General features: G+C 61.0%; 12 protein-coding genes. 7 read left to right on the plus strand and 5 right to left on the minus strand.

Annotation, left to right across the window (positions count from 1 at the left end):
- Window positions 1-38: 38 nt before the first annotated feature.
- The 4 genes from ACZLIF_RS05370 to ACZLIF_RS05385 form a co-directional block, all read right to left on the minus strand.
- Window positions 39-3,623, minus strand: coding sequence for an ABC transporter permease/M1 family aminopeptidase (locus tag ACZLIF_RS05370; protein WP_128989388.1), 3,585 nt, complete (start codon window positions 3,621-3,623; stop codon window positions 39-41).
- A 12-nt stretch (window positions 3,624-3,635) separates the two neighbouring features.
- Window positions 3,636-4,538: an ABC transporter ATP-binding protein gene (locus ACZLIF_RS05375; RefSeq protein ID WP_128989386.1), complete on the minus strand. Its 903-nt coding sequence runs from the start codon at window positions 4,536-4,538 to the stop codon at window positions 3,636-3,638.
- Between the two features lie 143 nt (window positions 4,539-4,681).
- Window positions 4,682-5,140 (minus strand): GNAT family N-acetyltransferase, encoded by a 459-nt coding sequence (locus ACZLIF_RS05380; protein WP_206733983.1) that lies wholly within the window; start codon window positions 5,138-5,140, stop codon window positions 4,682-4,684.
- 206 nt (window positions 5,141-5,346) lie between these two features.
- The gene (locus ACZLIF_RS05385; protein WP_128989382.1) at window positions 5,347-6,375 is read right to left on the minus strand and encodes a LacI family DNA-binding transcriptional regulator; all 1,029 of its coding nucleotides are present in this window, start codon (window positions 6,373-6,375) and stop codon (window positions 5,347-5,349) included.
- A 315-nt stretch (window positions 6,376-6,690) separates the two neighbouring features.
- Between ACZLIF_RS05385 and ACZLIF_RS05390 the strand changes: the two genes are divergently transcribed.
- From ACZLIF_RS05390 to ACZLIF_RS05415, 6 genes are all read left to right on the plus strand, one after another.
- Complete coding sequence (locus tag ACZLIF_RS05390; RefSeq protein ID WP_053516685.1) at window positions 6,691-7,260, plus strand: single-stranded DNA-binding protein; 570 nt, start codon at window positions 6,691-6,693, stop codon at window positions 7,258-7,260.
- A gap of 126 nt (window positions 7,261-7,386) precedes the next feature.
- Window positions 7,387-8,673, plus strand: coding sequence for a tyrosine-type recombinase/integrase (locus ACZLIF_RS05395; RefSeq protein ID WP_128989376.1), 1,287 nt, complete (start codon window positions 7,387-7,389; stop codon window positions 8,671-8,673).
- Entirely contained in the window at window positions 8,670-10,214 is a 1,545-nt protein-coding gene (locus ACZLIF_RS05400; protein WP_128989374.1) for a site-specific integrase, read from the plus strand. The genes ACZLIF_RS05395 and ACZLIF_RS05400 overlap by 4 nt, the downstream gene beginning before the upstream one ends.
- On the plus strand, window positions 10,207-12,273 hold the full coding sequence (locus ACZLIF_RS05405; protein ID WP_128989372.1) for an integrase: 2,067 nt from the start codon (window positions 10,207-10,209) through the stop codon (window positions 12,271-12,273). The genes ACZLIF_RS05400 and ACZLIF_RS05405 overlap by 8 nt, the downstream gene beginning before the upstream one ends.
- Window positions 12,270-12,671, plus strand: coding sequence for a hypothetical protein (locus tag ACZLIF_RS05410; protein WP_049418571.1), 402 nt, complete (start codon window positions 12,270-12,272; stop codon window positions 12,669-12,671). Before ACZLIF_RS05405 ends, ACZLIF_RS05410 begins: the two co-directional genes overlap by 4 nt.
- A gap of 229 nt (window positions 12,672-12,900) precedes the next feature.
- Window positions 12,901-14,664, plus strand: coding sequence for a hypothetical protein (locus tag ACZLIF_RS05415; RefSeq protein WP_111205837.1), 1,764 nt, complete (start codon window positions 12,901-12,903; stop codon window positions 14,662-14,664).
- A gap of 145 nt (window positions 14,665-14,809) precedes the next feature.
- Here the strand turns inward: ACZLIF_RS05415 and ACZLIF_RS05420 are convergent, their stop codons facing one another.
- On the minus strand, window positions 14,810-15,097 hold the full coding sequence (locus tag ACZLIF_RS05420; protein ID WP_128989370.1) for a hypothetical protein: 288 nt from the start codon (window positions 15,095-15,097) through the stop codon (window positions 14,810-14,812).
- Between ACZLIF_RS05420 and ACZLIF_RS05425 the strand changes: the two genes are divergently transcribed.
- Window positions 15,039-15,929 (plus strand): hydroxypyruvate isomerase family protein, encoded by an 891-nt coding sequence (locus ACZLIF_RS05425; protein ID WP_195840302.1) that lies wholly within the window; start codon window positions 15,039-15,041, stop codon window positions 15,927-15,929. The genes ACZLIF_RS05420 and ACZLIF_RS05425 overlap by 59 nt on opposite strands.
- Window positions 15,930-15,948 lie beyond the last annotated feature (19 nt).

Here is a 15,948-nt window from a genome sequence, read left to right on the forward strand (position 1 = left end):
GCGTGGAGCACCGGCACATCGGCCGGCGCCCCATTGCCTCACATCGTCACCTTGCGCCGGTTGTCGTCGCTCACCCGGTCGATCAGCTTGTTGTAGGGGTCGAAACCCGCCTCGTCCGGCGTTTCATCCACGGTCACCGTGATCCTCGGCTGCGCACTGGTGATGTGATGACGCTGCAGGTACAGCACCTTCTGGTCGCGTTCCTTGCCCGAGGGGCCGTTGGCGAACACGCCGATCTCGATCCAGTCGTCCATCGTGCCGTCGCTTTCCTGGCCCTTGCCGTCGGCATACTGCTTGGCCGCGTGCAGGTCCAGGGTCACGTCATAGCGGCCGTCATCGCGCTTGCGGGCGCTGGCGGCCATCACCCGGTTGTCGTAGAAGCTGATTTTCTCGAACAGCTCGGTGACCAGCTGCTGGCGGTCGGCCGGGGTCTCGGCCCGGATGTAGTCCAGCAGTTCGCGTGAGGTAGTGTACGGAGGCTGCTGGTACCCCTTGTCCTGCAGGAAGCGCTTCAACGCACGGTTCAGGGCCTGCTCGCCGATTTCCTCGCGCAGCCGGTAGAACACCAGCGAACCCTTCTCGTAGTGGATGTACTGCTGGTTCTCCACGCGTTCCAACGGTTGCTCCTCGATGGCCTCGCCACCGCGGCCGGACAGGTAGCCGTCCAGCTCGCGCTTGAGGAACTGGCGCATGTGCTGGCGGCCGTATTCCTGCTCCATCACCATCAGTGCCGAGTACTGCGACAGCGATTCGGACAGCACCGTTGCACCCTGCACGTTGGCGCCGATCACCTGGTGCGCCCACCACTGGTGTGCGATCTCGTGCGCGGTCACGTAGAACACGTAGTCCACCTTGTCCGGGTCACGCAGGTCGGCGATGAAACCGATGGCCTCGGAGTAGGGGATGGTGTTGGCGAACGACTGCGCGAAGCGTGCATAACCCGGAAACTCGATGATGCGCACTTGGCGATGCTGGTACGGGGTGAAGTTCGCCTCGTAGTAGGCCAGCGACTTCTGCACCGCTTCGATCATCCGGTCCACGTTGTAGCTGTGAGCGGGGTCGAAGTAGACCTCCACCGGGATGTTCTTGTACTTCGCCTTGCGCACCTCCCAGCGTGCCGACAGATAGGCGTAGAAGTTCAGCATCGGCCGGTCCATGGCATAGCTGAAGCAGCGCCGGCCGTTGACCGTGGTCTCATGCTGGAGGTAACCCGGGGCCAGCGCCACCTGGTCCGGTGCCGTGCAGACCGTGGTGCGGAAGTCGAGCCAGTCGGCATCGTTGGAGATGTAGGTGTTTGCGCGTGCGGCTTCGTCTTCCAGCTTGGGCATGCGCCGGGGCTCACCCAGGTCGCGCTTGCGGCGTTCGTTGCGGTCGCTGATCTCGGCGCCTTCGTTGTAGCCGAACGACGGCAGTACGCGGCTGTTGAAGAACGTGCCGTTGTCCACGATGTTGCTTGGGGCCTGGCCGGCGGTGATACCGTTGGGCTTCTGCACCACCCGGAAATGGATGCTGCGGGTTTCACCCGGTTGCAGCGGTTTCTGCAGGCGGTAGATGCGGTAGCCGAGATCGGCGTCGTGCATCGATAGCGTCTGTCCGCCCAGATCGACCGCAACCAGCTGCTTGTCATCACCCATCGAGACGTGCACGTCCTGGATCGGTGTGGCGTGGGTGTTGCGCACCGTCCAATTCGCATCGATCACCATCGACTGCGCTTCCGGGAACAGGTCCACGCGGTTGTCCACGGCGACAATGCGTGGTTGCGGCAGGTTGCGGTACTTCGACAGCTCGCGCTCGTAGCGGGCCTGCAGGTCCAGCTGCTCGTCGGGCGAGATGAACTCGTTGCGGATGTTGGTGCTCCAGTACAGCCAGCCGCCCAGGCCGACGAACGCCACTGCTGCCAGCGCCGCAAAGGCACCGGTCGGACCGCGCAGGCGGCGGCCGGCCAGGGCCAGGCGCTGGCGCAGGCCCTGGCTGACACCCCGTACCCAGAAGGCCGACGCCAGGCACATCAATGCCAGCAGGAACAGCGCCCAGTAGCCCTGGAATGCCAGTTGACCGGTCAGGAAGTGGCCGTAGCCGTTCATGTCCGAATAGGGTGCGTTGGGCCAGCTGCCGAAGTTGTACAGGTTCTGCGTGTAGTCGAGCATGCCCAGCACACCCTGACCGATCATCACCACGATCAGCAATGCGTAACCGACGAACTTGTTGTTGGTGAGCACCTGCAGCACCAGCGCTAGGCCCCCCATGAGGATGTAGACCACCGAATCCAGCGCCAGGCTGCGCAGGTACAGCAGCGGCTCCAGATGCGTGTAGCCCTTGGCCAGCTGCACGCCCATCGCCGCCACCGCGCCGGCGGCCTGGAAGCAGACGATCACGGCCAGCAGTGCGGTGAACTTGGCCAGCAGCGGCACCCAGTTCGGCACCGGCATGGCGTCGGTCACTTCATTGATGCGCGCGCTGCGTTCCTTCCAGACCAGCTCACCGGCGAAGAACAGCACGATGATCACCAGCAGCCAGCTGAAGGCGCCCTGCAGGCCCATGATCATCTGCGAGGTGACCGGCCAGATCGAGGTGCCGTACAGGGTCTGCCGGAACAGTGCACTGGGCAGGAAGTTGGCCAGCCCCAGCACCAGCAGCACGATGAACGGGACGCTCCGCAGCACGCCGCCGGTGTCGAAACGGACCTGGCGCAGGAACTGCTGCCACGCGGTGGTGGCAGTGAACGCCGGTACCACGCGCGCCAGCGTTGCGCGGCTGGGGCGGATGCCGGTGGCATCGGCAACCGGTTGCGCCTGCCTGCGGCCCCAGCGCCGACGGCCACTGCCGCTGCGTTCGGTGCGGAACAGCGCGAAGGTGGCGGCGAACAGTACGGCAGCCACACCCAACCACAGGGCGCGGTTGGCCAGCAGGTAGCCGGCCAGTTCGGGGATCCCGTTGTTGCGTTCGGCGGTGGACCAGTAGCGGATCGTGCGGCCCAGTGCGCGCATGCCCAGCGGTTCGCTCAGCACCGCGATCCACGTGTTGTCGATGTCGCGCAGCAGGGCCGCGCTGGCGCCATACAGCACCAGGTAGGCCACCAGGCCGATGTAGACCCACAGGATCGAGCGGGTCAGCGCCGCCAGCAGCGACAGCAGCGCGGTGGTGAACAACAGGTTGGGAATGACGATGACTGCGAACGTCCACGCATAGCCCTGCCAGCTGATCGGGCCCATGCGTTCGGGATCGACCCACGGCATGAACGGTGCCAGCCATAGGCCGAACGCGATCAGCACGTAGACCAGCAAGCCTGCCGCCAGGGCGGCGGCAATGCGCCCGGCCAGGTAGTCGCGGCGTTTCACCGGGCTGGCGAAGATCAGTTCGGCGGTGCCGAGTTCGAAGTCACGCAACAGCGCGTTGCTGACGAACAGCGCGGTGACCAGCATGCCGAGCAGGGTGAAGATGCCCAGCATCTGCGCGATCACCGTGGGCGCGTTGCTGTGCACGTTGCCAGTGCCGCCACCGATCTGCACGGCGTCGCTGGAGGCGGCGGCGAAGGCGAGCAGGGCGAACAGCCCGGCCAGCAGCCAAAGCAGTGGGGAACGCAGCTGCTCGCGCAGCTCGAAGCGGAAGAAGTTGAGGATCATGGCGTGCTCCGCTCAGGCTGCCGCGCGGGCACGGGCCTGCAGGCGCAGGCGCTGGAAGTACACGTCCTCGAGGTCGGGAGCTACGGCCGAGAAGCCGTCGCCGGGGTCGTTGGCGCTGTGCACGTGGATCACCGGGCGGCCCCCGACCAGGCGCGTGGACAGCACCACGTAGCGCGCCTCGTGATCGGGCAGTTCAGAAGGATCGACCTGCTTGCGCCAGACCTGCTGCTGCAACGCGTCGATGGCATCGGCCGGGCGCCCGGTCAGCAGCACCTGGCCTTTGTTCATGATCGCCATCGTCGGGCACAGGTCGGTCACGTCCTCGACGATGTGGGTGGACAGGATCACCGCCACGTTCTCGCCGATGGCCGCCAGCAGGTTGAGGAAGCGGTTGCGTTCTTCCGGGTCGAGGCCGGCGGTGGGCTCATCGACGATCACCAGCCGTGGGTCACCCAGCAACGCCTGGGCGATGCCGAAGCGCTGGCGCATGCCGCCGGAGTAGGTGCCCAGCTTGCGTTTGCGGGCGTCCCACAGGTTCACCTGCTGCAGCAGCCCATCGACCACCTCGCGTCGTTGCGCGCGCTGGGTCAGGCCCTTGAGCACCGCGAAATGCTCCAGCAGGTCCAGCGCGCTGACCTTGGGGTAGACGCCGAAATCCTGCGGCAGGTAGCCCAGCCGGCGGCGCACCGCATCCTTGTCGCGCAGCACGTCGATCGGCGCTTCGCCGGGGATGCTGAGGACGGCCGAGCCGCTGTCGGCCTCCTGCAGGGTGGACAGCGTGCGCATCAGCGACGACTTGCCGGCGCCGTTCGGGCCGAGCAGGCCGAACATGCCGCGCGGGATGTCCAGGTTGACGTTGTTGAGGGCATGCACGCCGTTGGCGTACGTCTTGGACAGCGAATCGATCTTCAGCATGCGACGTACACCTTTCCTTGGGCGATGTCTGCGCGTTATCCGCGCATCAGCGTCCGTGCGCATCCGCCGTTGGTCATGGGGGGGGAATCCTGCCGTTGTGCGTTGGGTGGGGCGGCGGCCGGGCCGCCGCCCCGATCGACGCCTCAGTCGGCAGCCACCTGCAGTCGCCAGAACAACAGTGCACCGTCCTCGGCGTCGATGCGCTGACCGATGACGGCAAAGCCATTGCGATGCAGCACCGCCTGCGAAGCGGCGTTGCCCACGGCCGTTTCAGCGGACAGGCAACGCACGCGTGCATCGTGGCGGGCCCAGGTCACCAGTTCGGCCAGTGCCCGGCCCGCCAGGCCACGCCCCTGATGCGCAGGGGCGATGCCATAGCCGATGTCCAGCACGCCCTGCTCCGGCGGGCGGGTCAATGAGAACAGGCCCACTGGCCGGCCGGCATCCACGACCTGCCAGGCAGCGGGTGTGAACAGCGGTTCGATACGCTCGGCCAGATCGGCCAGCATCGCCAGCACAGGCAGCGGTGCGATGGCATCTTCAGTGGAACAGGGGTGTGACAACAGTGCGCGCAGATCAAGCGCGGAAACAGGTGAAAGCACGGGAACCTCGACAGGTGGAAGTGCCCGAAGCGGGCATGACCGGTACGAGGGAGATGCGGGTGTCAGTCGTGACGCAGCCCGCCTTTCGCCGCCGTTACCGGTGCGGGAAGTGGATGCTGACGGAGGACAAAGGCCTTCTCCCGGGTGGTGCATGCGATGCCGGGGCGCGCCCGGCGGATGGGTGCAGCATAGCCGACGCTGCGGCCTCAGCGCAGCGACGACTCCCGCACTACCAGCTTCACCGGGATGCTCTGGCTCTCCACCGGCTGCCGGCTGATCGAGGCCAGCAGCCGTTCCACCAGCAGCTGCCCGGCCTGCTTGGTGTCCTGCTGCACGGTGGTCAATGCCGGCGATACAGATGCGGCCAGCGGGATGTCATCGAACCCGGTGACCGCCACGTCCTGCGGCACCCGCAGCCCGGCCTCGCGCAGTGCACGGATCGCACCGATGGCGATCAGGTCGCTGGCGGCGCAGATCGCATCGATCGGTTCGCCTCGCGCCAGCAGCGCCTGGCAGGCTTCCTGGCCGGACGCTTCGGTGGTGATGGCATCGTGCTGCAGGGCCGGTTCGGCATGCAGCCCGTGATCGCGAAGAGCTGCTACGTGACCGCGGTAGCGCTCCTCGAATTCCGGGTAATGGCTGGAGGCGTGGCCGAGGAAGGCAATGCGCCGACAGCCCTGCTGCAGAAGATGGGTGGTGATGTCGTGCCCGCCCTGGAAGTTGTCGCTGCCGATCGATACCCCGGGCTGGCCGGGCAGGGCCGCACCCCAGCGCACGAAGTGGGTGCCCTGTTCGACCAGCCGCTGCAGGCGGTCGCGCGATTCGTGGTAGTCGCCATAGCCCAGCAGGATGATGCCGTCGGCCTTGTTGCTGTCCTCGTAGTCGGCCTGCCAGTCGGTCGACAGCTGCTGGAACGACACCAGCAGATCCTGCCCGTGCAACGCGCAGGCGCGGGTGATCGAACCCAGCATCGAGTGGAAGAACGGGTTGATCAGCGAATCGTCGTTGGTCGGGTCCTCGAAGAACAGCAGGGCCAGCGTGCCGGCATTGCGCAGGCGTAGGCTGGAGGCGTTCTTGTCCACCTTGTAGTTCAGCTCGCGGGCGATGCGCAGGATGCGTTCGCGGGTCTCCGCATTGACCATCGGGCTGCCGCGCAGCGCCCGCGACACCGTCGGCTGGGAGACGCCGGCCAGATGGGCGATGTCCAGGGAGGTGGCTTTGCCTTTGATGGTCATGGGGGAAGCGCGCGAACGAATGAGTAGATGCCCCGGCATGATGCCATGGGGGCGCCATCGCAGCGCCGGCCGTCACTGCGGCCGGCCGCGCCGGGAGCTCCGGCCCGGATGGCTAAGTCATTGCCTTACAAGGATTTCAGTAGGATCTTTCGGTGTCTTTCGTCGCTTCTGGCCGGGCACGGAGCGGCGGCAGTGCTAAGATGCGGTGTTCTTGCATTCCCCCAAATTCATCGGGGGCGGCCCAGTGTCCTGCACCCCCGGCCGGGGCTGTGCTATCACTGGTCGACTGCCCCTGGACAACGGACGAAGGTACCTATGGCGCGCGGCATCAATAAAGTCATCCTGGTCGGCAATCTCGGCAACGACCCGGACGTGAAGTACACCCAGAGCGGCATGGCGATCACCCGCATCAGCCTGGCCACCACCAGCGTCCGCAAGGACAAGGATGGCAACCAGCAGGAACGCACCGAATGGCACCGCGTGGTGTTCTTCGGCAAGCTCGGTGAGATCGCCGGCGAGTACCTGCGCAAGGGCAGCTCGGTCTACGTCGAAGGCAGCCTGCGTTACGACAAGTACACCGGCCAGGACGGCGTGGAGAAGTACTCCACCGATATCGTCGCCGATGAGATGCAGATGCTGGGCGGCCGCGGTGAAGGCGGTGGCGGTGGTGGCGGCAACTACGGCGGTGATCGTCCGCAGCGCCAGCAGGCACCGCGCCAGGAGTACGGCGGTGGTGGCCAGCGTGGTGGACAGGGCGGTGGCTATGGCAACCAGGGCGGCAACCAGGGTGGCGGTTACGGCAACCAGGGCGGCAACCAGCGCCCGCAGCCGCAGCAGTCGGCGCCGCCGATGGACGATTTTGCTGACGACGACATTCCGTTCTAGAGGATACCTTTTAGTATCTGTTAACAAGGGCTCTTGGCGCATTTGCCAAGGGCCTTTTTTTGTTGTTAACGTTTTCCGGCGGCTGCCGATTTCCCGGCTTACCGACTACCTTTCGGAAACGTCAACATGGCCGCTGGCTACAGGGTGAAAACAGTTCGGTTCGAGTCTGGAGAGCGACTTCCGATGCTTCTCTGCAGGGAATCGGGATCCCCCCTCTGGCATCCAAACCTATTTCTGGTTACCGAGCTTCGGGCAGTTGGCTTGGCGACCAACACGCTCGAGCACGCGGCCAGGGCTGTGATGATTGGCCATCAAGTGTTTCGTCATCTCGGTATAGACATTCACGATCGAATCAATGACGGTCGGCTCTTTACCCTAGGAGAGGTGGAGTTGCTCACCAAGCTGGTTGGATTGCGGCAAGAGGAACTCGACGCTCTGAGCCAGATGGATGAGTCACCCCGAGCGGTGGTGTCTAGGGTCGTAACGCTGGAGCAGGCCCGAATGCGCCCCACGGTGAAAGCGCCGGCTCAGGTGGGTGCCGACACGAAGGCAACCCGTATGGCATACATTCGCGACTACATCTCCTGGCTAACAGCCGGTCGGCGCCTGAAGCTAGAGGTAGGACATCCTCACAATCACAGCTTGCTCGAGGCCACTCAAACTTTCGTCAGCCTTATCAATGCCAGAATGCCCAGCCGCCATTCCGCGCAGGCTAGCCGTCAGGGGGTAGACGCGGAGGTCCGTGCACGCATTCTCGAGGTCATTGATCCCGACAGTGCGGACAACCCCTGGAAGAACAGGCACGTCCGGGTTCGCAACCAACTTATCTTCCTCTGGCTACTCCTTCTGGGCGTTCGTAACGGCGAGCTGCTTGCTACCTACGCTAGTGACGTCAACATTCGGACCGGGGAGGTCACGATCGTTCGGCGGCCTGGCAACCCCGAAGAGCCGCGAAAAAGCGCGCCGCTTGTCAAAACGCGAGGTCGCCTACTTGCAATGAGTCCTGATCTGGCGAAGTTGATCCAGAGTTACATAATGGGGGAACGAGCAAAGATCAAAGGTGCGCGCCGCCATCCCTATCTCTTCGTGGCGACGGGAACAGGCCAGCCGCTGTCAAAGCCTGCGCTCAACAAGCTTTTCAGGGAGCTGCGTAGCAAGGTTCCCGGTCTTCCTGATGACCTCTCACCACATGTCTTGAGGCACACCTGGAACGACGACTTCTCTGATCTCATGGATAGCCAAGGGGTGTCTGCAGAAGACGAAGAAAGGATGCGGACCCAGACGATGGGCTGGTCACCTAGGTCGAAGATGGCTTCGCACTACACGAAAAGGCACGTGCAGCGAAAAAGCAATGATGCGTCGCTGGAGATGCAAGCCAAGTCCTTTAGCCGCCCAGTGAGGAAGAGCAGGTGACACATGACCCCTTGTATCAGCAAGAAGCTAGCGAGGCGCGTGCACTCACTGTATGGGTAGGCAGTCGCACTAAGTCGGGCATCGAGTTCGATCCAAGCGCCGATATCTGGGCATACCGCGATGGTGTCAATAACATTCATTTGGACTTCGATCAGCTGCCAAACGCTTCGCCAGCGCTGCGTAATGGTGCCAAGTCCGTACTGACGTGGTATGCAGAGAATCGTTCTCCCGACCATCTAAAGAATATGTTTCAAAGGCTGCAGCACTTCCTACGTGCTACGCCTATGCAGGTTTCCAGCATCACAGCCGTAGATTTGCTGAACTACCGTGCGGGCCTCCATCAGTCGAAGGAATGGTACTTGGGGTCCTTCGCGGGGTTCCTCCGCAAATGGGTCCAGCTGGGCTACCCAGGGGTCGGTGAAGACGTCGAGCTGCTTCTCAAACAATTGCGGCTCAAGGGCAATGACAAGGGTGTGTCAGTACTTACATGGGATCCACATGATGGTCCTTTCACCCATCTCGAAGAAGAAGCGCTGCAATCAGCGCTCAATCAAGCATATGCAAAAGGTGATGTGTCTACAGCGGATTTCACCTTGGCGTGGCTTTTTATCCTATTGGGTCAGCGCAGCAAGCAGTACGCGTCCTTAAAGGTCTGCGATGTTAGGGTGGAAACAGATGCTGATGGGATGCTGAAGTATTCCATCCAGATGCCAAGCGCTAAGAAGGGTGCCAATTTTTCGCGTGCTCAGTTCGTAGAGCGCCCGCTTGTCGAGCAGTTTGGTGAGCATGTCAGTTCGTACGCTGAGAGCGTTCGCGCACGCTTCTGTTCGATCCTAGACGATGCAGGGCAAGCCCCTCTCTTTCCCTCTGTGCGCTCGAAGGGGGGTGCCCAAGGATTTGAATTCCATCGGACTTCCGTCATGATTGGCCGGACGATTACGGCCGTTCTCGAAAGCCTGTCAGTCGTCTCCGAGCGCACGGGTAAGGCGATGAGCATAAGCGGTGTCCGATTCAGGAGAACGATCGGAACGCGAGCTGGAGAAGAGGGGTACAGTCCTTTGGTCATCGCCCGACTTCTCGATCACACAGACACCCAGAATGTTGGCGTTTACTCGGCCAGTTCGCCTGCAATCATCGAGCGCATTGATCGTGCCATTGCCATGGAGATGGCTCCCTTGGCCCAGGCGTTCGCGGGAACGCTTGTGGAGGGATTGGGCGAGAATACGTCGAAGCGCGTAATCGATCTGCGTATTGATCGAAGCGGTTCCCCTATGGGCGATTGTGGAGCACACGGATTCTGCGGATTCAATGCTCCGATCGCCTGTTACACCTGCACCAGCTTCGAGGCGTGGATGGATGGGCCACATGAGGCGGTACTACAGCACCTGCTTGACCAGCGTGAAAAGCAGCTCAGGCATTCTGATAAGCGCATCGCTTCCATCAATGACCGAACCATATTCGCAGTTGCGGCCGTGATAGAGGAATGCCGCCAGGCTAAGGTGCGTCGTTGCTCACTCGGTGGAGCTAAAGCCTGTGGCTAAAGTAGTTCTCTTCCAGCCGCGTAGTGAGCGAAATGCCGAGCAAAATGTCTCTGCGTTTATCGCTCTGTGCCGGAATGAGTTGACCATCTTTGGTGCCGAGCTTGCCTTCGATGAAATGGCGTGGGAGATCGCGGATTCTGTCAGAATCAAAGCTAAGCGAGGCGCGTTTCGCGCTATTTTTAGCTCATGGGAATCAGTTAACGAGCGCGTACCACGCCCGATGCCCGAGCCCTTCGGTTCGTTCGCCAAGTCCTACCTTCGATATCAGCATGGGATGCGGCCAACGAAGTGTATAGGGTTTCGGCTCGCCTCCCTGCGAGCATTGGCGGCTGTACTGGAAGATCAGGGGGCTTGTAACGTCGCATCTGTCACTGCGGCGACCTTTAATAGAGCGGCTCTACTCATCCGGGCCAAGTTCAGCCCATCTGCGGGCTATCGAGTCGGTTCACAATTGGAGATGCTTGCGTCGTTCATTGATGACAATCGCTTAGCGGCTGTCCCATTGCGGTGGTCCAATTCCATACCTCGCCCGACGGACGCGATCGGTAGGGTAGGAGAGGAGTTCGAGGCTGCACGACAGGCTAAGCTTCCCAGCCCCCGCTCGTTGGAATGCCTAGCGCTGGCCTTTCGCGCGGCGAGCGAACCTGCTGATCTGTTTGTAACGTCGGCGGCGGGGATCATGTGCTCGGCCCCGGATCGGGTGAATGAGGTTTTGCTGCTTAGGGCGGAGCCTGAGGTCACAACAGCTCGTCCCGATGCGTCGCCGGCATATGGGCTGCGGTTCTGGCCTTCCAAGGGTGCAGACCCCATGGTCAAGTGGGTTGTGCCATCTATGAGTTCGGTCGTGCGCGAGGCCGTGAGAAGACTCAATGAACTATCTGCAGAGGCGCGTCGCGTGGCGCGCTGGTACGAACGCAATCCCAAGTCGATGTTCCTCCCATCACATCTCGAGCATTTGCGCGGCGGTGACTTGTCAATTGCAGAGCTCGGCGAAGTCCTTTTTGCAGAATCGGCGTCGCCCGCGAGCACTAGGGCGTGGTGTTTGGGTAATGGCGTGCCTCTCGAGAAGCGTCGCGGCAGAACTGTGATCAAGTTCTCGGATGTTGAGGCTTCTGTCATCAGCTTCCTGCCCAGAGGATTCCCATGGTTGGATGTCGATTCTGATCTGCGGTACAGCGAAGCGCTTTGCGTGGTTCGGCGTAATGAGTTGCATCGGACCAGGCGTACGTTCCGTTGCGTCATCGAGGCGCCAGATCAGGACTTTATTTCTACTGGTCTTGGTGGTCGTACAGAGCACGGAGTCAAGTCCGTCTTCGATCATCTGGGCTACTTCGATTTGGACGGATCTCCAATCGTCATTCGTACTCACCAATTCAGACACTATCTGAATACCTTGGCTCAGGCCGGTGGCATGAGTGAACTCGACATCGCAAAGTGGTCGGGTCGGAATGATGTTCGTCAGAATGACTCATACAACCACGTCTCTGATCGCGATGTTCAGGCGCGGCTTGTGGGGCTGCGGCAGGAGAGGCAGCGCGAGTCGGTGACTGAACTGGCGGTCGAGCCGCTGCCGCAGGTCCGCGTTAGCCTAATTCCTCGAGAGAAGTTCGCGGAAATGGGCATCCAAGCCGCCCACACGACCGATTTCGGATTCTGCGTCCACGACTTCGTCATGTCTCCTTGTTCCTTGCATCGGGACTGTGCGAATTGCAACGAGCAAGTCTGCATTAAGGGGGATGAGGTGGGCGAAGCAAACGCGCGATCTAAGCTGGCTGAAACTGCAGCTCTTCTGGGTGAAGCGGAAGTCGCCGAGGCTGGTGGAACCTACGGCGCATCACGGTGGGTTGAACACCAGAGATTGACGCACTCCAGACTTCTAGAGCTGATCAAGATCTTGGACGATCCCGCGGTGGCACGCGGCGCGTTGATTCGATTGAATCATGTAAGGCCTGCATCACGGTTGCAGCAAGCGAAAGAGGCACGCCGGTCACTAACGCATCGAGACGAGGGCTCAGTGCTTATGGAGTGGAAGGTTGAAGTGGAGGGGTCTGCATCATGAGTAGAGCAAAGAACCTCAGTGATTCGGATGTTGCGAAGATTGTCGGGATCCTTGACGGCTGGTCTGGCCGTTTGACCTGGGAGGGACTGCTGGATGCCGTCGAAAAGCATCTCTACGCAAGGTATACGCGGCAAGCCTTGCATAAGCACACTCGAATTCAGGCTGCTTTTGAGCAGCGCAAGCTTGCACTAGCTAACGGTGATCGTCGCCAGCGATCCTTTGAGAACTTGCCAGAGATGCAGGTGGCGATGGATCGTATTGCCCGGTTGGAGGGCGAGCTCGCACGGCTCGAAGCGGAGAACGCTCGCTTACTTGAACAGTTTGTCAGATGGGCATACAACGCCAGTGTCCGCGGCCTAGATGACGTGTACCTTAATTCGCCGTTGCCAGTGGTCTAGCATGCGGGTGCGGGTGCGGGTGCGCGTGCGGGTGTCGTTAGCAAAGCAGAGCGCTCCGTCACTAAGAAGGGTTGATTTTCCCCATAGGTGAGCGGTGCGAATTTCTGGGGGGGCATGTCTTCCCTTTATGTGTGTAGAAGCAATGATTTTTTTTAGGTCTACGAGGTGCAAGTCGATTCGTGTTTCGGAAGTAAATTTGCACTTGCCCACAACCGATAGGATTTAGGTCATGAAGAGAGAATGGATCCTCCAGACCCGGGAGACGCGTCGGCGTTTCGACAACTCCACGTGGGTTCCCTTGCGCGCATTGGAGACGCTGGAGGACCGCGGAGCCGACCCGCAGACTGTTGGGTACGTCAGCGAGTTCTTTGGCTGCGGATCTGTCGCATTTCCTCCGGAGCACCGTGAGAGAGCAGAGCGCTTGAGTTGGGGGCAGATAGGGATATCGCACAGCGTTCGGCCGTATGCCTACGATGATGGGCACTATTCTCCTGTCGATGAGTTCGAGTACAACGACAGGGAGCCCCTCGGGGTTGAGCTTGTGTACGAACATGACCAGCCAGTGGTTGGCGGTAGGAAATGGATACTTAGCCCTGATCTGGTGATCGCACTTCGCCTAGTGAAGGATGGAAACAGCTGGGTTCGTCCTGAGGAAGACTTCGTTGAGGTGGTTCGTGAGAAGTTGGAGGAGGATGGAAGTCATACGTCCATCGAGATTAAGCGTGAGTTCCTGCTCGACTACTTGGCCGCGAGGGGCTTGGCGCTGCGGCTGTCGTACTACCGCAGGCGCATTGAGAACGTTCCATCGTTGATCGGGACCGAGTACGAAGAACTCGTAGATGTCGATGAGGAAAGGGACGGAGGGAGGTTCGAGCTCAGGCTTCGCGAGCTGGACCGCGTCTTTGGAGGGAGCTGGGCTTCATTTCGCGTCTGGAGGACGGATGTGGACCCAGAAGAAGATGCGCCTGTGATGGGGCCGGAGCGCGACGACAATACCGAGTCTGAGCAGAGGCAGGGGCAGAGAGGTGGATATGTGGGGGTCAGGGTCGAGGGAGAGTTCTGGCGAGACGAATGGATCGATCACAAGGGACTTAGCGTGCGTGTCAGAGGTGACGCTGACTCTGCGCTCCCGCACTTCGTGACGGAAACGGACGGTACTCGCGTAGCTTCCCAGGACCTGAAGGACGAGGATATCGGCCGATGGCTCTGGTTCCGTCCAGGTGTGGTAAATGAGCTACTAGCCCACAGAGGATTCTCCTTAAAGTGGTACACCCGGGAAACTGGGGCGATCATATCCACATCGGGGTATCAGACGCATTTTGGGATCAACTCAGCGGATTTGTTGACCATCTATGCGTACGACATTGCAAAATTGCCAACTTGGGAGCAGCACGTATGGGCGTCTAACAACGTTGCTCCGGAAGGGAAGGTATCTCCAGAGCTCTTGATGTCCCAGGTCGAGGCGCGTCCTGCCTCGACAGATGCATTCGAGGAGCTGCTGTTCCAGACTATGCGGCTGCTTGAGAGAAGCTTTAAGGAGCGCTATGGGATATCTCTTTTCACTCATGAAATAGATGATCAAGCCGCGATGCAGGTCGTGACGAGGTTTGTTAGCGCGGATAGGTCAACACTTCTTCGGCTTGCAAAAGAATTAGTGCGAGTTTTTTCCGACCGACTCAACGTGCGTGAGCTGCGTAAAATCGCTGCACGCTCAGACAAAGACAAGCTGGGATCCAACAAGCTGCTTGAAGATGTGCTTGCTCAGAAGGTCGGCGTTGACAAGGCACGAGGCGTGTTTAGCGTGGTAGCCGGGGTATACGATATGCGCCTAGCCGACGCGCACCCAGCCAGCGACAAGGTGGCCGATGCTCTGAAGCTAGCAGGGATTGATACAAGCCAGTCGTTCCTGAAACAAGGGGAGCAACTCATCTACAACTTTGGGAGCACGATCTACATGGTCGGCAAGCTGATCTTTGGGGAGGATGAACAATAGAGGCTCCGCAGAGCCCGATGCTCCAGCTGGGAGGCGAGGATCAGTCAAAGCGTTAACAACCATCCGCTAATTGGGTAGTCTGTTGACAGTATTTCGCCGCCTCGGGACGGAATGTTCATCTTCACAGGGTTTTTTGCTCTCGTTGTCAAAAAAAGGTAGCCACTTCCGTTCTGATCGGACGCGCGTCCGCAGGAAACAGAAAGCCCCGCCGATGCGGGGCTTTTCTTTTTTCCACGGCAGGCCGGCGTTGTGCCGCGCAGCATGGTTTTTCGTGCACCGCGTCTTGCAAAAAAAAGAATTCCTCCCTTATGGTGCAATCGATTGCATTGCTGTGAATCGTTGCGTTTGATACCGGTTGGGAGGCCGGCAGATGGATGTCCATCCATTCGATCGGACCGGCATCGAGGCTTACGCGGCGCGATGCGTTGCGCATGGCGTTCGCTGGCGGCCTTGGCCTGGCTGCGACAGCCGCGCTGCCCTCGTTCGCCGCCCAGGCCCCACTCAAGGGCAACCTGAAGCATTCCGTCGCCCGCTGGACGTTCCCGCAGCAGTCGGTCGCCCAGCTCTGCCAGACGGTGAAGGATATCGGCTTCGCCGCCATCGATCTGGTGGGACCGGCGGACTGGCCCACACTGAAGGCGCATGGCGTCTACAGCTCCATGTGCAACGGCGCCGAGATCAGCCTGACCAAAGGCTTTGCCGGCCGCCAGTATCACGATGCACTGGTGGAGCGCTACGCGCGGCACATCGATCTGGTGGCCGATGCCGGCTACCGCAACCTCATCTGCTTTTCCGGCAATCGTGACGGCATGGATCCGCGGGAAGGCCTGGAGAATGCGGAAGCCGGGCTGAAACGCATCCTCGGCCATGCCGAGAAGCGTGGTGTCGTGCTGGTGATGGAGCTGCTGAACTCCAGGGTCGATCATCCCGATTACCTGTGCGACCACTCCGCGTGGGGCGTCGAGCTGTGCCAGCGGCTCGGATCGGACAATTTCGGCCTGCTGTACGACATCTATCACATGCAGATCATGGAGGGCGACATCATCGCCACCATCGGCAGGCATCACCGCTTCTTCAAGCACTACCACACCGCGGGCGTGCCAGGCCGGCACGAGATCGGTGACCAGCAGGAACTGCATTATCCGGCCATCTGTCGCGCGATCCGCGACACCGGCTTCGAGGGGTATCTGGCGCAGGAGTTCATGCCTGCGGCACCCGATCCCGTCGGCTCGCTGCGCGAGGCGATCCGCCTCTGCGACGTCTGAAACGATATCCACCCAGGTG

This window comes from Stenotrophomonas sp. 2201_Sma (genome assembly GCF_056486685.1).

What these genes read in the sequence shown, in the direction of transcription:
- ACZLIF_RS05370 (WP_128989388.1), bottom strand. Translation starts at nt 3,623, where the DNA reads ATGATCCTCAACTTCTTCCGCTTCGAGCTGCGCGAGCAGCTGCGTTCC.
- ACZLIF_RS05375 (WP_128989386.1), bottom strand. Translation starts at nt 4,538, where the DNA reads ATGCTGAAGATCGATTCGCTGTCCAAGACGTACGCCAACGGCGTGCAT.
- ACZLIF_RS05385 (WP_128989382.1), bottom strand. Translation starts at nt 6,375, where the DNA reads ATGACCATCAAAGGCAAAGCCACCTCCCTGGACATCGCCCATCTGGCC.
- ACZLIF_RS05390 (WP_053516685.1), top strand. Translation starts at nt 6,691, where the DNA reads ATGGCGCGCGGCATCAATAAAGTCATCCTGGTCGGCAATCTCGGCAAC.
- ACZLIF_RS05395 (WP_128989376.1), top strand. Translation starts at nt 7,387, where the DNA reads ATGGCCGCTGGCTACAGGGTGAAAACAGTTCGGTTCGAGTCTGGAGAG.
- ACZLIF_RS05410 (WP_049418571.1), top strand. Translation starts at nt 12,270, where the DNA reads ATGAGTAGAGCAAAGAACCTCAGTGATTCGGATGTTGCGAAGATTGTC.
- ACZLIF_RS05415 (WP_111205837.1), top strand. Translation starts at nt 12,901, where the DNA reads ATGAAGAGAGAATGGATCCTCCAGACCCGGGAGACGCGTCGGCGTTTC.
- ACZLIF_RS05425 (WP_195840302.1), top strand. Translation starts at nt 15,039, where the DNA reads ATGTCCATCCATTCGATCGGACCGGCATCGAGGCTTACGCGGCGCGAT.
- ACZLIF_RS05420 (WP_128989370.1), bottom strand. Translation starts at nt 15,097, where the DNA reads ATGCGCAACGCATCGCGCCGCGTAAGCCTCGATGCCGGTCCGATCGAA.